The sequence below is a fragment of the Halomonas dongshanensis genome (assembly GCF_024790395.1).
In the GTDB taxonomy this organism is placed as follows: Bacteria; Pseudomonadota; Gammaproteobacteria; order Pseudomonadales; family Halomonadaceae; genus Vreelandella; species Vreelandella dongshanensis.
Genome location: NZ_JAJISC010000001.1, coordinates 569456 through 592525 on the forward strand (window position 1 = coordinate 569456; position 23070 = coordinate 592525).

Consider the following 23070-nt stretch of genomic DNA (forward strand, 5'->3'; position numbering starts at 1 on the left):
CTGTAAGATGATTGACCAGTCAGGCGCGGTTATGTTCCCGCATGATGCGTCCTTTCTGACGTGTCCAGTCGCGGTCTTTCTCGGTGGCACGTTTGTCGTGAAGTTTCTTACCGGTCACTAGGGCAAGCTCACACTTCACCTTGTTGCGCTTCCAGTAGAGCTTGAGCGGTACGCAGGTGTGGCCTTTGTCCTGGGTGACCGAGAAGATCTTGGCGATCTCCTTTTTGTGCAGCAAAAGCTTTCGGGTGCGCGTAGGGTCGGCCAGCTCGTGGGTGCTGGCGGTGTTGAGCGGCGTGATGTGGCTGCCTAGAAGCCAAGCCTCGCCGTTACGCACGAGTATGTACGTGTCGGTGAGTTGGGCCTTCCCGGCGCGCATGCTTTTCACTTCCCAGCCGGAGAGCGCAAGGCCCGCTTCGAACGTTTCGTTGATGTGGTATTCGAAGCGTGCCTTCTTGTTCTGGGCGATGGTGTTATTGACCGGGCCCTTGCTCTTCGCTTTTTTCGTCGCCATGGAACCTCGTATTCATTCTGTCAGTGGCTTCTCCCTTCGCGAGGAGGAGAGGCGTGATACCATTGAATTTTGCCATTGTTCCCATAATACGCCTTGGGTACTGTGAAGTCAGCGGAGAGCTCAATGCCAACGGTCAATCGTTCCGCCCTGGTGCGGCACACTCCCCAGCAGATGTTCGATCTCGTCAATGATTTCGAGCGCTACCCCGATTTTTTGCCGGGCTGTCGCCGTACGCGCCTGATCGAGCGTGACGAGCACCACCTCATCGGTGAATTGACCCTTGGCCGCGCCGGTGTAGAGCAAACCGTCACCACGCGCAACGACCTCTACGCGCCCGAGCGCATCGATCTTTCGCTAGTAAAGGGGCCGTTCAAGCGGTTACAGGGGCGCTGGCACTTCATCCCTATGGGCGAGGGCGCCTGCCGAGTAAGTTTGGACATGGAGTTCGAATTTTCCAGCCGCCTGTTGGGTCTGGCGTTTGGGAAGCTGTTTAGCCAAGTGGCGGGGCAGCTCGTCGATGCATTCGTCAAACGTGCCGATCAGCTCTATGGCCGCTGAGCGAATTACCGTCGAGGTAGCCTTTGCGCTGCCGCATAAGCAGCGTGTGGTGGCGCTAGCCGTGTTACCCGGCACTAGCGCACGTGAGGCCGTTTTACAGGCGAACTTGGCTGCCCTCTTTCCTGAGTTGCCCGAGGCAAGCTTTGCGAGTGCCCCGTTGGGGATATTCGGCAAGGCGCTGCGCGATCCTGAGGCCCGCGTAGTAGAGGAGGGCGAGCGCATCGAGGTCTATCGCCCGCTCGAGATCGATCCCAAAGCGGCCCGCCTGGCCCGGGCACGGCGCCAGGCGGACGATAGCATGACGTAACGTCTTTCTAACCGTTAGCGCGGAAGCGGAACGCTCTGTTGCGTCGGCTCGGGCGCTTCGTTGGGCGGCGTGACCAGCGTGCTCTCTTCGGGGAGCGCGGTGTAAGGGTCGGCGCCTTCGACGGCAGGGCCTACGCTGCTTTCGATATCCAGCGGCAACGCCTCAGAAAGATCACCCTGCTGTTCTATGTTGACCAGACGCCCGGAGGGATCGAAGGTGAGCGTGACGCGGCGCTCTTCCACGCCCCCGTAGGCTTTTTGCAGACGGAAAACGTAGTCCCACTGGTTAGAATCGAAAGGCGCCTCGAGCAGCGGGCGCCCCATGACATAGGCCACCTGATCTTGGGTCATGCCGGGCTGAAGCTGCTCCACCATGCTCTGGGTCACCAGGTTACCCTGAGGTATATCCCGCTTGTAGACGCAGCCGCTGGCGAAAACCAGGGTGGTGGAGAGCGCGATAATTTGTGTCAATCGAGTCAATTTTTGCATTTGATCCTGTTCTTCACTATCGTGGTTTCGGTCGATAATACCCGACCCAACCTGTTACTGCGAAGAGCAACCATGGCCGATCAGAACCATGAATTGCGCAAAGCCGGGCTGAAAGTGACCCTGCCGCGCGTCAAGATCCTGCAGATTCTCGAAAATGCTTCGGGCCAACACCACCTTAGCGCGGAAGACGTGTATCGTACACTGATCGATGCGGGCGAAGATGTGGGGCTGGCGACCGTTTACCGCGTCCTGACTCAGTTCGAGTCGGCCGGGCTCGTCATTCGTCATAACTTCGACGGTGGCCACGCGGTCTTCGAGATGATGCAAGAAGAGCACCATGACCATATGGTGTGCCTGGAAAGCGGTGAGATTATCGAGTTCATCGATAAGACCATCGAAAACCGTCAGCAAGAGATTGCCGAAGAGCACGGCTACGAGCTCGTCGACCACGCTCTAGTGCTGTACGTGCGGCCCCGTGGCTCCAAAGTAACGCGGCAAGAGAGCACGGCAACGTCAAAGAAGTAGGCGCACTGCCCGCGATGGCTCCTTTGACAGTAAAAGCCCCAAGCGCTTCTTAAGCGATTGGGGCTTTTTTTTTGGTTACTTCATTAACGCGTGGTGTTAACGAGTGGCGTTTAGTGCGGTAAGCGCTGGCTGGCATGGAGCATTTCGCGCGCGTGAGCAAGCGTCTGCTCGGAGAGGGTGACGCCGCCGAGCATACGCGCGAGCTCGCTGATGCGCCCATGCTCGTCGAGCAGCGCCATATGCGTTTGCGTCGTATCGCGCTTGGCGCGTTTTTCGATGTGCAGGTGCTGATGCGCCTGCGCGGCGACCTGAGGCAGGTGGGTCACGGTCATGACTTGCCCACGCTCGCCGAGCTTGCGCAGTAGCTGACCAACGATCTCCGCCGTCGCGCCTGAAATGCCCACGTCCACCTCGTCGAAGACCAGGCTCGGGATCGTCGAGTGCGCTGCTGCCACCACCTGGATGGCTAAGCTGATGCGTGAAAGCTCGCCGCCGGAAGCGACTTTGGTGAGCGGTCGGGCGGGCTGGCCGGGGTTGGCGCTGATCAAGAACTGCACGTGATCGAGCCCCTCGGGCGTGGCGCTATCGCGCAGGTTCACCTCGACCTCGAAGCGCGCCTTGCCCATGGCGAGGAAGGCGAGCTGCTGCTGTACCTCTTTTCCCAGGCGTTTGGCGGCTTTCTGGCGTGCCTCGCTGAGACTCTTGGCCTGGCGGCGATACGCTTCGCGCTGGTCTGCGAGCTTGGCGCTCAACGACTCAAGGTCGTCATCGCTGGCTGACAGCTGCTCTACCTCGCGTTGAAGCTCCGCGTGCAGAGCGCAGAGCTCTTCCGGGGGCACATGGTGCTTGCGCGCCATGCGATGAATGTCGCCCAGGCGCTCCTCCACCCAGGCCAGGCGCTCGGGGTCGAGTTCGGTCGCCCCAGCCAAGCGGTTGAGCTCGCTGGCGGCCTCTTCGATATGAATGCGGGCGTCAGCCAGCATGGCCAGCGTATTGGCTAGCGTGCCTTTGTCGCTGCCCGGTAGGGCGCTTAAATGCGTATGGGCCTGATGCAGCAGCGAAAGCGCCCCGCCGTCGTCGGCCGCGCAGCAGTCGGCCGCGAACTGGGTTTCGCGCAGCGTCTCCTCGGCGTGGGCTAGGGTGTGCTGCTCTTCTTCTAACGTTTGCAGCTCGCCCTCGACCAGGGCCAGTTGGTTCAGCTCTTCTACTTGGTAGCGCAGTAGCTGGCGGCGCGCCTCTATCTCACCGCCCTCTTCGCGAAGGCGCTTTAGCCGCCGCTGGGCCTGCTTCCAGGCGCGGTAGGTCTCACCCAGCTGTGCGGTGTTCTCGTTAAGACCGGCGTAGTCATCCAGCAGCGACAGGTGCGTCTCTTCGCGCATCAGCGCCTGGTGGGCGTGCTGGCCGTGGATCTGAATGAGCTGCTCGCCCAGGCTCTTGAGATCGGCAATGGTCGCTGGTTGACCGTTGATCCATGCTTTGGAGCGGCCCGAGGCGCTGATCACGCGCCTCAACAGGCACTCGTCGCTATGCAGTTCGCGCTCCTCGAGCCACGCCTTGGCGCCGGGCAGGTGTTGGATGTCGAAGCGCGCCGAAAGGTCGGTGCGCTCGCCGCCATGACGAACGCTGCCCGCATCGGCGCGCTCGCCAAGGCAGAGCCCCAAGGCCCCTAGAAGAATCGACTTGCCGGCGCCGGTTTCGCCGGTAATGGCGGTCATGCCGCCGCTAAGGTCGAGCTCCAAGTGGTCGACGATGGCGTAATCCTGGATGGCGAGCTGTGTGAGCATGACATCTCCCGAGTCGTGTCTGCACGAGTGCTGGATGCTTATCCACTGGTTATTCGATGACGTGGTGTTTTATACAGTAGACCACGGATCGCTGCAACGCCTCTTGAGATGCCGATAACCAGCCCCATATAGGGTGCAAAGTTAGGTGCAAAGTGCGTTTTCAGGATGATCGGCCACGCGCCGCGTTGACTCATTTCAGGAGGTTGTCATGGCAAAAGATCCCCAGACCCCAGCGAACGATGAACAGGCCCGCCAAGCGCAGGAAGGCACGGTAACCGACCAAGCCGCCGAGGAGCAGTTAGTCGAGGGCGGTATCGAAGGCGTGCTCGACGATGGCGAGTACGTTAGTGGTGGCGGGGTCGATGATCCCGTTCAAAGCCCTGAAGTCGACATTCTTGCCGCTCAGGTCGAAGAGCTCGAACAGAGCCTCGCCGAAGCCAAGGACCAGGCGCTACGCGCGGTGGCCGAAGCGCAGAACGTGCGCCGTCGTGCCGAAGCCGAAACCGATAAAGCACGCAAGTTCGCCTTGGAAAAGTTCGTCAAGGAGCTCTTGCCGGTAGTCGATAGCCTCGAAAAAGCGCTGGAGTCGATGGGTGACGATGCCGATGAAGCGCACCGCGAAGGTGTGTCGATGACGCTCAAGATGCAGCTCGATGTGCTGGGTAAATTCGGCGTCGAGACGGTCGAGCCCGCAGGCGAACCCTTCGACCCGCAGACCCACGAAGCAATGGCCATGGTGCCCAATCCTGAGGTGGATCCCAACACCGTGATCGAGGTGGTGCAGAAGGGGTATCTGCTCAATGGCCGCCTCGTGCGTCCGGCGATGGTCGTGGTCAGCCAAAAAGCCGGATGAGTCGATCGATTGGCCCTTGAAAAGGCGCCAGCGGCCCCCAGATAAAGGGCAACCACGCGGAATACCGCCAGTTGAATTTTAGTTTTAACGTACCACACCGAATTCGAGGTTATTGCTATGGGACGCATTATTGGTATTGACCTGGGCACCACCAACTCCTGTGTCGCGGTGCTCGACGGCGATAGCGCCAAAGTCATTGAAAACGCCGAAGGCGGCCGTACTACGCCGTCCATCATCGCCTACACCGATGACGGCGAAACCCTGGTAGGCCAGGCGGCCAAGCGCCAGGCGGTCACCAACCCCGAGAACACCCTGTACGCCATCAAGCGTCTGATCGGCCGTCGTTTCAAGGACGACGTCGTGCAAAAAGACATCAAGATGGTGCCGTACAAGATTGCCGAAGCCGATAACGGCGACGCTTGGGTCGAAGTCAAAGGCAAGAAGATGGCGCCGCCCCAGGTGAGCGCAGAAGTGCTGAAGAAGATGAAAAAGACCGCCGAAGACTATCTCGGCGAAACGGTCACCGAAGCGGTCATCACCGTACCGGCTTACTTCAACGACAGTCAGCGTCAGGCCACCAAGGATGCCGGTCGTATCGCCGGGCTCGAGGTCAAGCGCATCATTAACGAGCCGACGGCTGCTGCCCTTGCCTACGGCATGGACAAGTCGCGCGGCGATAAAACCATCGCGGTCTATGACCTGGGTGGCGGTACCTTCGATATCTCCATCATCGAAGTGGCCGACGTCGACGGTGAAACCCAGTTCGAAGTGCTCGCCACCAACGGTGACACCTTCCTGGGCGGCGAAGATTTCGACCTCGCGCTGATCAACTACTTGGTCGATCAGTTCAAGGCCGACAGCGGCATCAACCTGTCGGGCGATAACCTTGCCATGCAGCGCCTGAAAGAGGCTGCTGAGAAGGCCAAGATCGAGCTTTCTAGCGCCCAGCAGACCGATGTCAACCTGCCCTACATCACGGCAGACAACACCGGTCCCAAGCACTTGAACGTCAAGGTCACCCGCGCCAAGCTCGAATCGCTGGTCGAAGACCTGGTTCAGCGCTCCCTCGAGCCCTGCAAAATGGCACTCAAGGATGCTGGCCTCTCCGCTTCCGAGATCGACGAAGTGATCTTGGTCGGTGGTCAGACCCGCATGCCGATGGTGCAGCAAAAGGCGGCCGAGTTCTTTGGCAAGGAAGCGCGTAAAGACGTCAACCCAGACGAAGCTGTCGCCGTGGGTGCGGCGATCCAAGGTGGCGTACTCGGTGGCGACGTCAAGGACGTACTGCTGCTCGACGTTACCCCGCTGACGCTGGGTATCGAGACCCTTGGCGGTGTCATGACGCCGCTGATCGAGAAGAACACCACCATCCCGACGAAGAAGACGCAAACCTTCTCTACCGCGGATGACAACCAGACGGCCGTGACCATTCACGTTGCCCAAGGTGAGCGTAAGCAGGTCGCGCAGAACAAGTCGCTGGGTCGTTTCGATTTGAGCGACATTCCGCCTGCGCCGCGTGGCGTGCCGCAGATCGAAGTCGCATTCGATCTAGATGCCAACGGTATTCTCAACGTCTCGGCGAAGGACAAGGCGACCGGTAAGGAGCAGTCCATCGTGATCAAGGCCTCAAGCGGTCTGTCCGACGAAGAGATCGAGCAGATGGTGCGCGACGCCGAAGCCCACGCCGACGAAGACAAGAAGTTCGAGGCGCTGGTGCAACTGCGTAACCAGGCCGATGGCATGATCCATGCCACCCGCAAGACCCTTCAGGAAGCTAGTGACAAGGCGACCGACGAGGAGAAGCAGGCCATCGAGACGGCGATCAGCGAACTCGAAGAGGCCGTCAAAGGCGATGATCAGGAACTCATCCAGCAGAAGCTCGATGCCCTGACCGAAGCCTCCGGCAACCTGGCGCAGAAGATGTACGCCGAGCAGTCCGAAGCCGCCCAGCAGCAGGGTGCCGCCGACGAGGCGTCTTCTGCCAAGCAGGACGATGACGTCGTCGACGCCGAGTACGAAGAAGTCAACGACGAGCAGAAAAAGTCGTAACGCCTCTTTCTGCTACGGGTAACGGTGACGCGGGAGCCTCCTCCCGCGTTGCTGTTTCCGCCGCAGGGGCTTACGTCCCGTACCCGCAACTCAAGACGTTGACTGCATGACGTTGACTGCATAGAGCGAACCAGGAACAGTGAATCAGGAGGCGTAGGACCCATGTCCAAGCGCGATTACTACGAAATCCTGGGTGTCGAGAAGGGGGCCGATCAGAAAGAGATCAAGAAGGCCTATCGCCGTTTGGCGCAGAAATACCACCCCGATCGCAACCCGGACGATAACAGCGCCGCAGAGAAATTTCGTGAGGTATCCGAAGCCTACGAAGTGCTGAGCGATGGCCAAAAACGCGCTGCCTACGACCAGTTCGGCCATGCCGGCGTGGACGGGCAGGGCGGCGGTGGCTTTGGCGGCGGCGGCTTCGGTGGCGGCGGTTCAGGCGATTTCAGCGATATCTTCGGCGATGTGTTCGGAGATATTTTTGGTGGTGGTGGCGGAGGCCGTCGTCGCGGGCCAAATGCGCCTGCGCGCGGCTCGGATCTGCGCTACAACCTCGAACTCGATCTGGAGAGCGCGGTTGCGGGCACTACGGTGGATATCCGTGTGCCGCGTCATATCACCTGCGACCGCTGCGATGGTGACGGCGCCGAGCCGGGTACCACCAAGGACACCTGCCCTACCTGCCAGGGCATGGGTCAGGTGCGCATGCAGCAGGGCTTCTTTGCCGTACAGCAAACCTGCCCGACCTGTCACGGTAGTGGTGTGCAGATCAAGGTCCCCTGCCACAAGTGCAACGGTGACGGCCGCGTGCGCGAGACCCGCACGCTCTCGGTGAAGATTCCGCCTGGCGTGGATACTGGCGATCGCATTCGTTTGAACGGCGAGGGCGAGTCCGGCGTCAACGGTGGCCCCGCTGGCGATCTTTACGTACAGGTTGCGATCAAGCCGCACCACATCTTCCAGCGTGATGGTAAGCACCTGCACTGCGATGTGCCGATCAACTTCGTCGATGCTGCTCTTGGCGGCGAGCTCGAAGTACCGACGCTCGATGGTCGGGTGAAGCTCAAGATTCCGCCGGAAACGCAAACCGGCAAGCTCTTCCGCCTGCGCGGCAAGGGCGTGAAGCCGGTACGCGGCGGCACGCCTGGAGATCTGCTCTGCAAGGTGGTGATCGAAACCCCGGTCAACCTCAACGACGAGCAGAAAGACCTCCTGCGCCAGTTGCAAAAGAGCTTCGATGGCAGCAATAGTCACAGCCACTCACCGAAGAAGACCGGCTTCTTCGACAGCGTGAAGAAGTTCTTCGAAGAGATGAAGCCGTAAGCTTTTGTCTCGCTCTTTGCGTTAACATGTGTGTTGCATGACCCCCGGTATCCCCGGGGGTTTTTTCTGAAGGATGAAAAGATGACGGGTCTTGAAGACCGCCCAGGGTTGGGCATTGCGCTGCGGGTGCTTGCCGGTTTTTTGACTGCCGCCATGCTGGTGTGCATCAAGTCGGTGAGCGATGAAGTGCCGGTGGGGCAGACGGTATTCTTTCGCTCGCTGTTTGCCCTTTTGCCTATCGTCATCTTTCTCATGCTCAGGCGGGAGTTTCCGCGCGCGCTCGCCACACGGCGTCCGCTGGGGCACGCGCTGCGCTCGGGACTGGGGGCGGCGTCGATGTTCGCTTCCTTCGGTGCAGTGGCACTGCTGCCGGTCGCTGAGGCGACATTAATGGCGCAGCTTGCCCCCATCTTCATGGCCATTGGCGGGGTGGTGCTGATGGGCGAGCGCTTTTCGCTCTATCGCGCGGGGGGTATCGTACTTGCGCTAATGGGAGTGGTGGTGCTGGTGCTGCCTGCGCTTGATTCAAACGCAGGTGAAGGCAAGCTTGCAGGCTACGCTCTGGGGCTTGGCGGGGCGCTATTGACCGCCGGGGCGCTGCTCACGGTGCGGCGTATCTCGCGCACCGAGACCGCCGGTTCGATTGCGTTTTACTTCATCCTGGTCGCGGCGCTGGCGGGGCTGGCTACCTGGCCGCTCGGCTGGGCATCGCTTAGCGCGCCGACGCTGGGCATTCTGATTCTCTCGGGGCTGTTTGGCGGGACGGCGCACATCGCCTTGACGCTGGCGCTGCGCTACGCTGAGGTGTCGCGCCTGGCGCCTTTCGAATACATCGCTCTGCTTTGGCCCGTGCTCGCTGATTGGCTGCTCTTCGGGCTGCCTGTCTCCAGCGGCTTTTTGCTCGCGCTGCCCTTTATGCTTTGCGGCGTGGCGCTGGCGGCGATGGAAGGGCGGCGGCTACGCTGGTGGTTGCGCCGTTGAGCACTGTATTTTGCTCCCCGTCATACTGATCACTTTTATTAACGTTACGTTCTCTAATATTGCGAGAACGGCGTATCTCTCCTACGGTTTCTAAATAGTTAGCACGTTATTTTTTTGACCCAGTCCTGCTGGTGTTAATACCCGATGCCGTTGCCTGCCCTGGGCAGCCGGGTTTAAAAATAAAGGGAACCGTGATGAGCAATAAACAGGATGCCGCCCCTTCAGGCGGCTTGACCCGAAGGGAGCTCTTGGGGTCTTCGGCAGCGCTATTGATCGGCGCATCCGCACCGGGCGCTGCACAGGCGCTGACCTTTCGTGATACCCCCGAATGGAAACCGTTGGCCAACGTTGCCGTCGAGCCCGTCGATGAAAACGCGGGTTGGCAATTTTTCACCGAAGAAGAGGCGGCAACGGTCGAGGCGATCGTCGAACGGTTGATCCCTGCCGATGCGTTGAGCATGAGCGGCAAGGAGGCGGGCTGCACGGTCTTCATCGACCGCCAACTGGCCGGGGCCTACGGCGATTCTGAGCGGCTCTACATGCATGGCCCCTTTCAAGAGGGCACGCCGGAGCAGGGCGATCAGTCACCGCTGACCCCGCAGCAGCGTTACCGCATTGGTTTGAGCGCCCTCGATGACCACTGCCGCAACGAACACGGCGCGGCCTTTGCCGAGCTGGCTGACGAACAGCGCGATCAGGTGCTGACCCAGCTCGAGGAGAACGAGATCGCGCTCGGCGATATCGACTCACAGGTGTTTTTCGAGATCGTACTGCAGAACACCATGGAAGGCTTCTTCGCCGATCCTCTCTACGGCGGTAACCGGGACATGGTCTCGTGGAAGATGCTGGGCTTTCCCGGCGCCCGCTACGACTACCGCGACTACGTCGAACGGCACAACGAAGATCTCGGGCTCGAACCGGTAAGTATCGGCGGGCGTCCTGACTGGCAAGCGCAGGGATAGCATTCACCTATGGCAACCAAACTACCCCCCACCGATGCGGTGGTGGTCGGGCTCGGCTGGGCCGGGGCGATCATCGCCAATCAACTCGTCGACGCAGGTCTCAAAGTCGTAGGCGTCGAGCGTGGCCCCTGGCGCGATACCGCCAAGGATTTCAATATCGCCTCGGTCACCGACGAACTGCGCTACGCACAGCGTCAGGAGCTGATGCTGCGCACCGCCCAAAACACTATCACCATGCGTAACACGCCCTCGCAAACGGCGCTGCCGATGCGCCAATGGGGCTCGTTTCACCCAGGTAACGGCACCGGTGGGGCGGGCAACCACTGGGCGGGCATCACGTTTCGTTTTCAGCCCGAGGAGTTTCGCCTGCGCAGCCATTTAGAGGAGCGCTATGGCGCTGATTCGATTCCCGATGAGCTTTCCCTACAAGACTGGGGCACCGATTGGGACGAGATGGAACCCTTCTACGACGCCTTCGAGAAGGTGGCGGGCACGTCGGGGCGCGCGGGCCAGCTGACGAGCGGCCAGCAAGATGGCGGTAACCCCTTCGAGGGCGCGCGCTCAAGCGACTATCCGACCCCGCCGCTAAGGCAGACCTACGCGCCGACGCTGTTCGCCGACACCGCGCGTGAGATGGGCTATACGCCGTTTCCCGTGCCCTCGTCGCTGGTCTCCGAGACCTATACCAACCCACTTGGCGTCACCATGGGGCCTTGCACCTTCTGCGGCTTTTGCACCAACTACGGCTGCGCCAACTACTCCAAGGCCAGCGCCATTACGACGGTGCTGCCTGCTCTGATCCGTAAGGAGAACTTCGAGGCGCGCACCCACTGCGAAGTGCTCGAGGTCACCACCGACTCGGGCGGGCGCCGCGCTACCGGTATCGTCTACGTCGATTCCGCCGGGCGGCGCTGGGAGCAGCCCGCAGAGATCGTCATCGTCGCTGCTTTCACCTTCGAAAACGTGCGCCTAATGCTCACTTCGAACATCGGCGAGGCCTACGACCCTGCCACGCGGCGCGGCACCACCGGGCGCAATTACGCCTACCAAACCGCCAACAACGTCCAGCTGTTCTTCGATGACAAGAACTTCAACCCGTTTATCGGCGGGGGAGCGGTAGGCATGGGCATCGACGATTTCAACAACGACAATTTCGACCATGCGGGGCTCGGTTTCTTCGGCGGCGGCAGCACCCGGGTGACGCCGATAGGCGCGGCGCCGATCAACGCGCGCCCAACGCCGCCGGGCACGCCGCGCTGGGGCTCGAACTGGAAGCGCGCCACGGTGGATAACTACGCCAGCACCATGTCGATCGGCTGCGAGGCGAGCAACTACTCCTCGCCCAACAACTATCTGTCGCTCGACCCGACCTACCGTGACCGGCTAGGCCGACCGCTTCTGCGCATCACCTTCGACTTCACCGAAAACGATTTGCGCATGGCGCAGTACGTCACCGAAAAGACCGCCGAGATCGCGCGGCGAATGAACCCGCGCCAAATCGTCGCCAACCCGCGCACCGGGCCCTGGGACGGGCGGCCCTACCAGTCTTCCCACGTGGTGGGCGGCTTCGTCATGGGCGCCGACCCCGGTACCAGCTCGGTGAACAAGTATCTGCAGGTATGGGGCGTGCCCAACCTGTTCGTCGTTGGCGCCTCCGCCTTTCCGCAAAATCCGGGCTACAACCCCACAGGCACCGTAGGGGCGCTCGCTTTCAAGGCCGCCGATGCCATCGTTAATCGCTACCTGCGCAACCCCGGGGAGATGATTGCATGAAAACGCTCACGGGGTTTGCCTTAGCGCTGCTGCCACTTTCGGCATGGGCCGCCAGCACCGAGTTTCAGGATATCGAACGCGGGCGCTATATCAGCGTGCTCGGCGACTGCGCGGCCTGTCATACCGTTGACGACGACCAGCCGCTCGCAGGCGGTGTACCACTTGAGACGCCCTTTGGTACGCTGATTGCGCCCAACATCACTCCCGATGCGGCCACTGGTCTTGGGCGCTGGAACTTCGAGGACTTCAAGGCAGCAATGACCGAGGGCGTTGGCCGTGGTGGTTATCACCTCTATCCGGCCATGCCGTACCCCTCGTACACGCTGATGGAGGAGAGGGACATTCGCGACCTATGGGCGTACCTGCAAACGGTCACGCCGGTCGAAAACGACGTGGACGCCAACCAGCTGCCGTTCCCCTTTAGCGTGCGTCAGGTGATGTTGGGCTGGAATCTATTGAACTTCGACGGGCGCCGCTTCGAGCCCGACCCCGAACAGAGCGATGAGATCAACCGCGGCGCCTATCTGGTGGAGAGCCTAGGACACTGCGGCACCTGTCATACGCCGCGCAACTTCATGGGCGGGGAGGGCGGCGACAAGTTCTCCGGCGCCAGCATCGAAGGCTGGTACGCGCCCAACATCACCCCAAACCGCCACGTGGGTATCGGCAACTGGAGCGAGGAGGAGCTGGTCGAGTACCTGCAGACCGGCGGCAACCGCTACGCTTTCGCCTCGGGCCCGATGGCCGATGAAGTGCACCACTCCTCCCAGCACTGGACCGAAGACGACCTCTACGCCGTGGCGCGCTATTTGCTTTCCGGGGCGGGGGTCGATGCCGCCGACTGGGATCGCGAGCCGCCCGAGCCGCTAGCGGAGGATAACGCCCAGGTGCGAGCGGGTAGCCACATCTACTTCGACCGCTGCTCGGGCTGCCATACGCCTAACGGCGGCGGTGAGCCAGGCATCTTCCCTCAGCTTGCGAGCAACGCCTTGCTCAACAGCGCCAATACCGACTCGCTGATTCGTGTGGTGTTGGCGGGCAGCCGCCCGGTAGCCACCGACGCCAAGCCCACCGCACCGGCCATGCCCGCCTTTGCCTGGAACCTGAGCGATGATGACGTCGCCAACGTATTGACCTTCGTGCGTAACAGCTGGGGTAACGCTGCCCCGGCGGTGTCGGCAAGCGAGGTTGCCGATATGCGTGAAACGCTGGAAAGCGAGTGAGTTTGAGGAGGTATTGCCCAAGGGCTTCGGCGACGCCGCTGAGCCCTTGGGTAGCGGTCTGATATACTCCCTCCCAGTTCCAGTAGCGCATCTGCGTGCGTGTCGAGACGTTCGTACGCTTCGCGTTGCTCAATCTTTGTCGAGAGCAGGAGTTAGCATGACTCGAATTGCCATCGTAGGCGTGGCGGGCCGTATGGGTCGCACGCTGGTGAACGCCGTCGAACAAGACGCCGAGGCAACACTTGCCGGCGGTAGCGTGGCCCCGGGCAGCTCGCTGGCGGGTGCCGATATCGGTGAGCTTGCAGGGGTTGGTAAACGCGGCCTGCAGGCAGTTGATTCACTGGCGGCCATCGTCGATGACTTCGACGTGCTGATCGACTTCACGACGCCGCAGGTCACGCTTGCCAACCTGGCCTTCTGCGCTGAGCACGGCAAAGCCATCGTCATTGGTACCACTGGCCTAAGCGATGACGAGCTCACAACGCTCGACGGCTATCGCAACCGCGTGGCGATGGTCTTCGCGCCTAACATGAGCGTGGGCGTCAATCTTACTCTGAAGCTTCTGGAAACTGCCGCCAAGGCGCTGGGCGATGAGGGCTACGACATCGAAGTCGTCGAAGCGCATCACCGCCACAAAGTCGATGCGCCTTCCGGCACGGCGCTCAAGATGGGCGAAGTCGTGGCCGAAAGTCTGGGGCGTAATCTCAAGGAGCACGGCGTGTTCGAGCGCGTTGGCCAGTGTGGGCCGCGCAGTGATAAAGAGATCGGCTTTGCCACTCTGCGCGCCGGTGACATCGTCGGCGAGCACACGGTGATGTTCGCCACCGAAGGTGAGCGCATCGAAATCACTCACAAAGCCTCGAGCCGCATGACGTTTGCCAAGGGTGCCGTGCGCGCCGCGCGCTGGGTCGCCGAGCGCGACCAGGGTCGCTACGACATGCAGGACGTGCTGGCGCTGCGCTGATTTTTGCCTAAGCGCCGTTGCGGGGGTAGGCGAGGCGGGCGAAATCCTGTAACATTCCAAAAATTTTGGCCGGGTGGCTTAAAATTGGTGAAGTTACGACGCGCTTGTTGCGTTGGCCAGCCCAAAGCCTTGCGTTCGCCGATAGGCAGGCGTGAAGGCAGAGAACAACAAGCGGGATGAAACCGATGCATTTTGGTCGGCTTCGTCCCGCTTTTTTACGACCTGATGTACGCCCTGCGTTTGAACGCCACTGGCGTTCACGCCCGGGCTTGAACCGTCACGTCGTTGTGCTACCGAACTGTCGCTGCGAAAGAGCGTTGCTTTCGCACGGAATTGCCGAGCCTGCGCCCTCAGGCTCCCACCAGCATGGGAGAACCTTGTCTTGAATAACCCCGCATTGAGCAAACCCGCGATCTTGGCCCTGGAAGATGGCAGCGTTTTCCGTGGTGTCGCCATCGGCGCGGATGGACAGACCAGCGGTGAGGTGGTGTTCAATACAGCCATGACCGGCTATCAAGAGATTCTGACCGACCCCTCCTACACCCGCCAGATCGTGACCCTGACCTACCCTCATATCGGCAATACCGGCGTCAACGTCGAAGACGTCGAGTCGGCCTCGATTGCGGCGGCTGGCTTGGTGATTCGCGATCTGCCCCTGCTGGCCAGCAACTTCCGCTCGACCCAGTCGCTTTCTGACTACCTCAAGAGCCAAAGCGTACTGGGTATCGCCGATATCGATACCCGCCGTTTGACCCGTATCCTGCGCGATAAGGGCGCTCAGAACGGCGCGATTCTGGCCGGTGCGGACGCCGAAGGTGAGGATGCCGAGGCGCGGGCGCTGGAGGCTGCGCGTGCGTTCCCCGGCCTCAAGGGTATGGACCTGGCCAAGGTGGTGTCGTGCAAGAGCGCTTACGAGTGGAGTGAGGGCGACTGGACCCTGGGTGAGGGCTATCAGGACACCGCCAGCATCGAGCGCCCCTACCACGTGGTGGCCTACGATTTCGGCGTCAAACACAACATTTTGCGTCTGCTCGCCACGCGCGGCTGCCGCCTGACCGTGGTGCCCGCGGAGACCCCAGCCTCTAAGGTGCTGGCGATGAATCCGGACGGCGTCTTCTTGGCCAACGGCCCGGGCGACCCCGAGCCCTGCGACTACGCCATCCAGGCAATTCGTGAGGTGCTCGAAACCGAGACGCCGGTCTTTGGTATCTGCCTTGGGCACCAGCTCCTGGCGCTGGCCTCGGGCGCCAAGACGGTGAAGATGAGCCACGGCCACCACGGCGCCAACCACCCGGTGCAGGACTTGGATACCGGGCACGTCATGATCACCAGCCAAAACCACGGCTTCGCCGCTGACGAAGCGAGCCTGCCGGCCAACCTGCGCGCGACGCACCGTTCGCTGTTCGACGGCACCCTGCAGGGCATCGAGCGCACCGACCGTCCGGCCTTCAGCTTCCAGGGCCACCCGGAAGCGAGCCCTGGGCCGAAGGACGTGTCGCCGCTGTTTGATCGTTTCGTGGACATGATGAAGGCGCGCCGCTAAGCGCCCGACGCAACGCCCCGACGTACTTCATCACGCACTTTACCGCCTAATTCTGCAGGAACCGTTATGCCCAAGCGTACCGACATCACCAGCATTCTGATCATTGGCGCAGGCCCCATCGTCATCGGCCAAGCCTGTGAATTCGACTACTCCGGCGCCCAGGCGTGCAAGGCGCTGCGCGAGGAGGGCTACCGGGTCATTCTGGTCAACTCCAACCCGGCCACCATCATGACCGACCCGGCCATGGCCGATGCGACTTACATCGAGCCGATCACCTGGCAGGCGGTTGAGAAGATCATCGAAGCCGAGCGCCCCTCGGCGATCCTGCCGACCATGGGTGGCCAGACGGCACTCAACTGCGCGCTGGATCTGGACAAGCACGGCGTGCTCGAAAAGTACAATGTGGAGATGATCGGCGCCAACGCCGATGCCATCAACAAGGCCGAAGACCGCGACCTGTTCGACAAGGCGATGAAGAACATCGGCCTTGCCTGCCCCAAGGCGAAGGTAGCGCACACCATGGACGAGGCGTGGGAAATCCAGGCCGAACTCGGCTTTCCTACCATCATCCGTCCCTCCTACACCATGGGCGGCTCCGGCGGGGGCGTGGCGTACAACAAGGAGGAGTTCGAGGAGATCTGTACCCGCGGCTTCGAACTCTCCAATAACCACGAGCTGCTGATCGACGAGTCGCTGCTGGGCTGGAAGGAGTACGAGATGGAGGTCGTTCGTGACAAGAACGACAACTGCATCATCGTCTGCGCGATCGAAAACTTCGACCCCATGGGCGTGCATACCGGCGACTCCATTACCGTGGCCCCGGCGCAAACGCTGACGGACAAAGAGTACCAGATCATGCGCGACGCGAGCCTCGCCGTGCTGCGCGAGATCGGCGTCGAGACCGGTGGCTCCAACGTTCAGTTTGGCGTCGACCCCAACACCGGGCGCATGGTGGTCATCGAGATGAACCCGCGGGTGTCGCGCTCCTCGGCGCTCGCCTCTAAAGCGACCGGCTTCCCCATCGCCAAGATCGCCGCCAAGCTGGCCGTCGGTTACACCCTGGACGAGCTGCAAAACGACATTACCGGCGGTGCTACACCGGCCTCCTTCGAGCCCGCGATCGACTACGTCGTCACCAAGATTCCGCGCTTCACCTTCGAGAAGTTCCCCCAGGCCAACGACCGTTTGACCACCCAGATGAAGTCGGTGGGCGAAGTAATGGCGATCGGCCGGACCTTCCAGGAGTCGCTGCAAAAGGCGCTGCGCGGCATGGAGACCGGCAACGACGGCCTCGATCCCATCGTCAGCGATTTCAGCGACGACAACATGGCGCTGATCAAGGGCGAGCTTCAGGCCGCCGGTGCTGAGCGTATTTTCTTCGTCGCCGACGCCCTGCGCAGCGGCATGAGCATCGATGAGATCTTCGCCCTGACCAAGATCGACCGCTGGTTCTTGGTGCAGCTTGAAGACCTGATCCTCACCGAGAAGGCCGTGGCCGAGCGCACGCTCGAAAGTTTCAGCGCCGACGAGCTCTACCGCCTCAAGCGCAAGGGCTTTAGCGATGCGCGTCTTGCCAAGCTCCTGGGCGTGGCCGAGAAAGCGTTTCGCCAAACGCGCCAGGCCGCCGGTATTCGCCCGGTCTACAAGCGCGTCGATACCTGTGCCGCCGAGTTCGCCTCCGATACCGCCTACATGTACTCCACCTACGAAGAGGAGTGCGAAGCGGACGTCTCCGATCGCCAGAAGATCATGGTGCTGGGCGGCGGGCCGAACCGGATCGGCCAGGGCATCGAGTTCGACTACTGCTGCGTTCACGCCGCACTCGCCATGCGCGACGACGGCTATGAAACCATCATGGTCAACTGCAACCCGGAAACCGTCTCCACCGACTACGACACCTCCGACCGTCTCTACTTCGAGCCGGTGACGCTCGAAGACGTGCTCGAAATCGCCGACAAGGAGAAGCCGGTCGGGGTGATCGTGCAGTTTGGCGGCCAGACTCCGCTCAAGCTCGCCCGCGAGCTCGAAGCCGCTGGCGTGCCGATCATCGGCACCACGCCGGACGCGATCGACCGCGCCGAAGACCGCGAGCGCTTCCAGAAGATGATCGACAAGCTTGGCCTGAAGCAGCCGCCGAATGCTACCGCGCGTAGCTTCGAGGAGGCCTTCGCCAAAGCCGAAACCATCGGCTATCCGCTGGTGGTGCGCCCGAGCTACGTGCTGGGCGGCCGCGCCATGGAGATCGTCTACGACGCCTCCGAGCTCGAAAACTACATGACCCATGCGGTGAAGGTCTCCAACGACTCGCCGGTGCTGCTCGATCACTTCTTGAGTGCCGCAGTCGAGGTCGATATCGATGCGGTGTCTGATGGTCAGCAGGTGGTCATCGGCGGCATCATGCAGCACGTCGAGCAAGCAGGCGTTCACTCTGGCGACTCTGCTTGCTCGCTGCCGCCCTATTCGCTACCCGCAGACGTTCAGGATGAGATGCGCGAGCAGGTCAAGCGCATGGCGGTCGAACTCGGCGTGGTCGGTCTGATGAACGTGCAACTCGCCTGGCAAGACGGTGAGATCTACGTGATCGAGGTCAACCCGCGCGCCTCGCGTACCGTGCCCTTCGTCTCCAAGTGTATCGGCACCTCACTCGCCCAGGTGGCAGCGCGCTGCATGGCAGGCACTACTCTTGCCGCCCAGGGCTTCGAGCGCGAAATCGTGCCGCACTTCTACAGCGTCAAGGAAGCGGTCTTCCCGTTCAACAAGTTCCCCGGTGTCGACCCGATTCTTTCGCCGGAGATGAAGTCCACCGGCGAGGTGATGGGCTCGGGCACTACCTTCGCCGAGGCCTTCTTCAAGGCGCAGCTGGGCGCCGGTGAGGCTATTCCGTCTCTTGAGGGCGAGCGCAAGGCATTCTTGTCGGTGCGCGAGCCGGACAAGGCCGGGATTATCGAAGTTGCGCGTTCTCTGCTAACATTGGGCTTTACACTTTGTGCGACCCACGGCACCGCTGCCGCTCTGGAAGCGGCCGGTATTGCGGTGGAGCGCGTCAATAAAGTCTACGAAGGCCGTCCCCATATCGTCGATTCGATCAAGAACGACGAGATAGCCTATATCGTGAATACCACCGAAGGGCGTCAGGCTATCAATGACTCTTCGGTCATTCGTCGTACTGCTCTCGCGCGCAAGGTGCCCTATGCGACCACCTTGGCGGGCGCTAATGCCGTTTGCATGGCGCTGGAGTATGGACGCGAGATTACGGTGCGGCGCCTTCAGGAACTGCATGCAGGAGCAAATGGATGAACAAGGTCCCGATGACGGTGACGGGAGAGAAACGCCTTCGCGAGGAGTTGGACCACCTGAAGAGCGATGCCCGCCCGACGGTGATCGCGGCCATCGCCGAGGCGCGCGAGCACGGCGATCTCAAAGAGAACGCCGAGTATCACGCCGCGCGTGAGCAGCAGGGCTTCATCGAAGGGCGTATCCAGGAGATCGAAGGTAAGCTCTCCAATGCCCAGGTGATCGATGTCACCAAGCTGCCCAAGACCGGCAAGGTGATCTTCGGCGTCACGGTGTCGCTGCTCAATCTCGATACCGACGCCAAGGTGACCTACCGCATCGTGGGTGAGGACGAAGCCGACATCAAAGCCGGGCGCATTTCGGTAACCTCGCCCATCGCGCGTGCGCTGATCGGTAAGGAAGAGGGTGATATCGTCGTGGTCAAGACCCCGGGCGGCGATGTCGAGTACGAGGTCGAGAGCGTCGAGCATCTCTAATCGTTTAGGGCTATGAGCGCTTAGGCCCAAACGCAGCGCCCCCGCCACGATGTGGCGGGGGCGCTTGCGTATCCGGGATCGGTGACGCTCAGTGGCGGCCGTGGTGGTTCTCGAAACGGGAAACGTTGGAGAGTTTGACGTTCGCCTTGGGGTTTTTGCGGTAGAGTAGCGCGGTCTTGCCGATGGTTTGCACGCGCTCGACGTTACCGGCCTGGGCCAGGAGCTCTTCGAGCATGGCGGCGCGGTCGTCGCGCTCGGCAATCGCCAGCTTGATTTTGATCAGCTCGTGGTCGTTGAGGGCGCGATTGAGCTCGGCGACCAAATTCTCCGAAATGCCGTTCTCCGAAAGGGTGACGACTGGATTCAGATGGTGGCCGATGCTGCGAAATGCTTTCTTTTGTGCCTGTGACAAGCTCATGGTATCTTGCGGTATCCCGAATTGGCTTAACGCTCCATCTTACGGCGAAAAACCGTCAAGTGAAAGCGATCATGCACCCAAAGGCGCTCGCGCGAGCGTGTCCACTTCTCTATTTCCGTACCGTTATCACCATGTCGCAAAAGCCATCTGCCGGTAAGCGTCCGGCCAGCAAGACCAGCGCCAGTTGGATGAAAGAGCACTTCGACGATCACTACGTCAAACAGAGCTGGCAAGATGGCTATCGGTCGCGGGCAAGCTACAAGTTGCTCGAACTCGATGCCAAGGACAAGCTGTTTCGCGCAGGCATGACGGTGATCGACTTAGGGGCTGCTCCCGGTGGCTGGAGCCAGGTGGCCGCTGAGAAGGTAGGCAGCGAAGGACTGGTGCTGGCCTCGGATATTCTGGAGATGGATGCTCTGGCGGGCGTCGACTTCATTCAGGGCGACTTTACCGAAGAGACGGTGCTGGAGGCGATTCTCGAACGCTTGGGAAATCGTCCCGTAGACCTTGTGATGTCGGACATGGCCCCCAATATGAGTGGCATGGCGGCCATCGATCAGCCTCAGGCGATGTATCTGGTGGAGCTGGCGCTGGAGCTTGCGCGCGAGACGCTCTCCCCCGGCGGCCGTTTTCTCGCTAAGGTGTTTCAAGGTGAAGGGTTCGATGCTTATCTCAAGGCGCTGCGCAGCAGTTTTGCCCGGGTGGTGACCCGCAAGCCCGACGCCTCGCGCGCGCGTTCGCGTGAAGTCTACTTGCTAGCAGAAGGCTTTCGTAGGTAGCGTATAGCTCGGTTTGATTGGTAGCAGTATGTGAATAGCGATATTCGATGAACGTGATGGCTAACACCCTATCGCGTTCTGTGTCACAGTCAGGAGATGCGAATGTGACACGCCTGGCCCGACGTGCTCTGGTGCGCGTTGGCAAGGGTTGAACGCCCATGGCGATGATGGGGTCCAAGTACGACATCACTCGGCCCGCTGCGGCGTCAACTGACGGTTTCTTGTAATGAGGGTTGCCCCTTGAACGATATGGCGAAGAACCTGATTCTGTGGTTGGTCATCGCGGCCGTCCTCCTGACAGTGTTCAACAATTTCAGTACCGAAAGCTCACCCCAGTCGATGAACTACTCCCAGTTCGTTCAGCAGGTGCAAAATCAGCAGGTACGTAGCGTCACCATCGATGGTTACACCATCAGCGGTGAGCGTACCGACGGCTCCTCGTTCCAGACGATTCGTCCGGCCGCCGAGGATCCCAAGCTGATGGACGACCTGCTGAGCAACAACGTCACCGTGGTGGGTAAGGCGCCTGAGCAGCAGAGCATCTGGACGCGACTTTTGATCGCGAGTTTCCCGATTCTGTTGATCCTGGCGATCTTCATGTTCTTCATGCGCCAAATGCAGGGCGGCGCCGGGGGCGGCAAGGGCGGGCCGATGAGTTTCGGTAAGTCCAAAGCCAAACTGCTCTCTCAGGATCAGATCAAAACCACGTTTGCTGACGTTGCCGGTTGCGACGAAGCCAAGGAGGAGGTCGAGGAGCTCGTCGACTTCCTGCGCGATCCGACCAAGTTCCAGCGTTTGGGCGGCACCATTCCGCGCGGCGTCCTCATGGTCGGCCCGCCAGGAACCGGTAAGACGCTGCTGGCGAAATCTATCGCCGGTGAAGCCAAGGTACCGTTTTTCTCCATTTCTGGCTCTGACTTCGTCGAGATGTTCGTCGGCGTGGGCGCATCACGCGTGCGTGATATGTTCGAGCAGGCCAAGAAGCAGGCGCCCTGCATCATCTTCATCGACGAGATCGATGCCGTGGGCCGCTCGCGCGGCGCCGGAATGGGCGGTGGTAACGATGAGCGCGAGCAAACGCTCAACCAGTTGCTGGTCGAAATGGACGGTTTCGAGGCCAACGAAGGCATCATCGTCATCGCCGCGACCAACCGCCCTGACGTACTCGACCCCGCGCTCTTGCGTCCGGGCCGCTTCGACCGTCAGGTCACCGTTGGCCTGCCCGATATTCGCGGCCGTGAGCACATCCTGGGTGTGCACCTGCGCAAGGTGCCACTGGCGGATGACGTCAAGCCGGTGCTGATCGCCCGCGGTACGCCCGGTTTTTCGGGTGCGGATCTCGCCAACCTGGTCAACGAGGCAGCGCTCTTTGCCGCACGGCGCAACAAGCGCCTGGTAGGTATGGAGGAGCTGGAGCTCGCCAAGGACAAGATCATGATGGGGGCCGAGCGCCGCTCCATGGTCATGACCGACAAAGAGAAGCTCAATACCGCTTACCACGAAGCTGGCCACGCGATCATCGGTTTGGTGATGCCAGAGCACGACCCGGTCTATAAGGTCACCATCATTCCGCGCGGCCGCGCCTTGGGCGTGACCATGTTCCTGCCCGAGCAGGATCGCTACAGCCTGTCCAAGCAGCAGATCATCAGTCAGATCTGTTCGCTGTTCGGTGGCCGTATTGCCGAAGAGATGACACTTGGGCCAAGCGGGGTTACCACTGGGGCTTCCAACGACATCAAGCGTGCCACCGAGCTTGCCCATAACATGGTCGCCAAGTGGGGCTTGTCGGACGAGATGGGCCCGATCATGTACGACGAGGACGAGTCGCACCAGTTCCTCGGCGGCCCGGGGCAGGGCGGCGGTAAGCTCAAGTCAGGCGAAACCACTACGCGTCTGGACAAGGAAGTGCGCCGCATCATCGATGACTGCTACGAGCAGGCGCGCATCATCCTCGAAGAGAACCGCGACAAGCTCGATGCCATGGCCGAAGCACTGATGAAGTACGAAACCATCGATGCGCATCAGCTCAAGGACATCATGGAAGGCCGCGATCCGCGTCCGCCCGAAGGCTGGGACGACGGTGATGCCTCCGGTGGCGGCACGCGCGTGGATGACGAGCCGCAGCCGCGCGCTCAGGACGACGCGCCGCAGAGCCAGGACGATGGCGAAAGCGAAGAGGACGACGACGGCCCGCGCCGTCGCCCCTCCGACCCGCTAGGCGGTAGCGCCGGTTCCTAACCGCCGCGCTCGCGCAAAAGG

Annotated in this window: 20 protein-coding genes; 16 read left to right on the forward strand and 4 right to left on the reverse strand. The window is 61.2% G+C overall.

What is annotated here, in order from left to right; genetic code table 11:
* Positions 1-19: 19 nt before the first annotated feature.
* Positions 20-511: an SsrA-binding protein SmpB gene (gene smpB / locus LLY24_RS02620; protein WP_259034703.1), complete on the reverse strand. Its 492-nt coding sequence runs from the start codon at positions 509-511 to the stop codon at positions 20-22.
* A gap of 123 nt (positions 512-634) precedes the next feature.
* Here smpB and LLY24_RS02625 point away from each other — a divergent pair, with 123 nt between their 5' ends.
* Together LLY24_RS02625 and LLY24_RS02630 are read left to right on the forward strand one after the other, a co-directional pair.
* Positions 635-1069 (forward strand): type II toxin-antitoxin system RatA family toxin, encoded by a 435-nt coding sequence (locus LLY24_RS02625; protein WP_259034704.1) that lies wholly within the window; start codon positions 635-637, stop codon positions 1067-1069.
* Entirely contained in the window at positions 1059-1376 is a 318-nt protein-coding gene (locus LLY24_RS02630) for an RnfH family protein (RefSeq protein ID WP_259034705.1), read from the forward strand. Before LLY24_RS02625 ends, LLY24_RS02630 begins: the two co-directional genes overlap by 11 nt.
* A 14-nt stretch (positions 1377-1390) precedes the next feature.
* Here the strand turns inward: LLY24_RS02630 and LLY24_RS02635 are convergent, their stop codons facing one another.
* Entirely contained in the window at positions 1391-1864 is a 474-nt protein-coding gene (locus LLY24_RS02635) for an outer membrane protein assembly factor BamE (RefSeq protein WP_259034706.1), read from the reverse strand.
* Between the two features lie 72 nt (positions 1865-1936).
* Between LLY24_RS02635 and fur the strand changes: the two genes are divergently transcribed.
* Entirely contained in the window at positions 1937-2389 is a 453-nt protein-coding gene (fur, locus tag LLY24_RS02640; RefSeq protein ID WP_259034707.1) for a ferric iron uptake transcriptional regulator, read from the forward strand.
* Positions 2390-2499: 110 nt separating this feature from the next.
* On the opposite strand, the gene recN is transcribed toward fur, so the two are convergent.
* On the reverse strand, positions 2500-4173 hold the full coding sequence (gene recN, locus LLY24_RS02645; RefSeq protein ID WP_259034708.1) for a DNA repair protein RecN: 1674 nt from the start codon (positions 4171-4173) through the stop codon (positions 2500-2502).
* Between the two features lie 208 nt (positions 4174-4381).
* On the opposite strand from recN, the gene grpE reads away from it, so the two are divergent.
* The 11 genes from grpE to greA all read left to right on the forward strand — a co-directional run bounded on the left by grpE (position 4382) and on the right by greA (position 19614).
* Positions 4382-5026: a nucleotide exchange factor GrpE gene (grpE, locus tag LLY24_RS02650; RefSeq protein WP_259034709.1), complete on the forward strand. Its 645-nt coding sequence runs from the start codon at positions 4382-4384 to the stop codon at positions 5024-5026.
* A 117-nt stretch (positions 5027-5143) separates the two neighbouring features.
* On the forward strand, positions 5144-7075 hold the full coding sequence (gene dnaK, locus LLY24_RS02655; protein WP_259034710.1) for a molecular chaperone DnaK: 1932 nt from the start codon (positions 5144-5146) through the stop codon (positions 7073-7075).
* Positions 7076-7237: 162 nt separating this feature from the next.
* The gene (gene dnaJ, locus LLY24_RS02660) at positions 7238-8398 is read left to right on the forward strand and encodes a molecular chaperone DnaJ (protein ID WP_259034711.1); all 1161 of its coding nucleotides are present in this window, start codon (positions 7238-7240) and stop codon (positions 8396-8398) included.
* Positions 8399-8479: 81 nt separating this feature from the next.
* Positions 8480-9379, forward strand: a complete 900-nt coding sequence (locus tag LLY24_RS02665; RefSeq protein ID WP_259034712.1) for a DMT family transporter — start codon at positions 8480-8482, stop codon at positions 9377-9379.
* Positions 9380-9573: 194 nt separating this feature from the next.
* A complete protein-coding gene (locus LLY24_RS02670; RefSeq protein ID WP_259034713.1) occupies positions 9574-10341 on the forward strand; it encodes a gluconate 2-dehydrogenase subunit 3 family protein in 768 nt (255 codons plus the stop codon).
* A gap of 9 nt (positions 10342-10350) precedes the next feature.
* Positions 10351-12114, forward strand: a complete 1764-nt coding sequence (locus tag LLY24_RS02675; protein ID WP_259034714.1) for a GMC family oxidoreductase — start codon at positions 10351-10353, stop codon at positions 12112-12114.
* Positions 12111-13337, forward strand: a complete 1227-nt coding sequence (locus tag LLY24_RS02680) for a cytochrome c (RefSeq protein ID WP_259034715.1) — start codon at positions 12111-12113, stop codon at positions 13335-13337. The genes LLY24_RS02675 and LLY24_RS02680 overlap by 4 nt, the downstream gene beginning before the upstream one ends.
* A gap of 157 nt (positions 13338-13494) precedes the next feature.
* Positions 13495-14301 carry a 4-hydroxy-tetrahydrodipicolinate reductase gene (gene dapB, locus LLY24_RS02685; protein ID WP_259034716.1) on the forward strand — a complete coding sequence of 269 codons (807 nt, stop codon included), beginning with the start codon at positions 13495-13497 and terminating at the stop codon, positions 14299-14301.
* A gap of 397 nt (positions 14302-14698) precedes the next feature.
* Positions 14699-15844 carry a glutamine-hydrolyzing carbamoyl-phosphate synthase small subunit gene (gene carA, locus LLY24_RS02690; protein WP_259034898.1) on the forward strand — a complete coding sequence of 382 codons (1146 nt, stop codon included), beginning with the start codon at positions 14699-14701 and terminating at the stop codon, positions 15842-15844.
* Between the two features lie 66 nt (positions 15845-15910).
* Entirely contained in the window at positions 15911-19141 is a 3231-nt protein-coding gene (carB, locus tag LLY24_RS02695) for a carbamoyl-phosphate synthase large subunit (protein ID WP_259034717.1), read from the forward strand.
* On the forward strand, positions 19138-19614 hold the full coding sequence (greA, locus tag LLY24_RS02700; RefSeq protein ID WP_259034718.1) for a transcription elongation factor GreA: 477 nt from the start codon (positions 19138-19140) through the stop codon (positions 19612-19614). The genes carB and greA overlap by 4 nt, the downstream gene beginning before the upstream one ends.
* Before the next feature lie 88 nt (positions 19615-19702).
* Here greA and LLY24_RS02705 read toward each other — a convergent pair whose 3' ends face one another.
* Positions 19703-20032 carry a YhbY family RNA-binding protein gene (locus LLY24_RS02705; protein WP_259034719.1) on the reverse strand — a complete coding sequence of 110 codons (330 nt, stop codon included), beginning with the start codon at positions 20030-20032 and terminating at the stop codon, positions 19703-19705.
* Between the two features lie 131 nt (positions 20033-20163).
* Here LLY24_RS02705 and rlmE point away from each other — a divergent pair, with 131 nt between their 5' ends.
* Together rlmE and ftsH are read left to right on the forward strand one after the other, a co-directional pair.
* On the forward strand, positions 20164-20811 hold the full coding sequence (rlmE, locus tag LLY24_RS02710) for a 23S rRNA (uridine(2552)-2'-O)-methyltransferase RlmE (protein ID WP_259034720.1): 648 nt from the start codon (positions 20164-20166) through the stop codon (positions 20809-20811).
* Between the two features lie 240 nt (positions 20812-21051).
* Positions 21052-23049 carry an ATP-dependent zinc metalloprotease FtsH gene (gene ftsH / locus LLY24_RS02715; protein ID WP_259034721.1) on the forward strand — a complete coding sequence of 666 codons (1998 nt, stop codon included), beginning with the start codon at positions 21052-21054 and terminating at the stop codon, positions 23047-23049.
* Positions 23050-23070 lie beyond the last annotated feature (21 nt).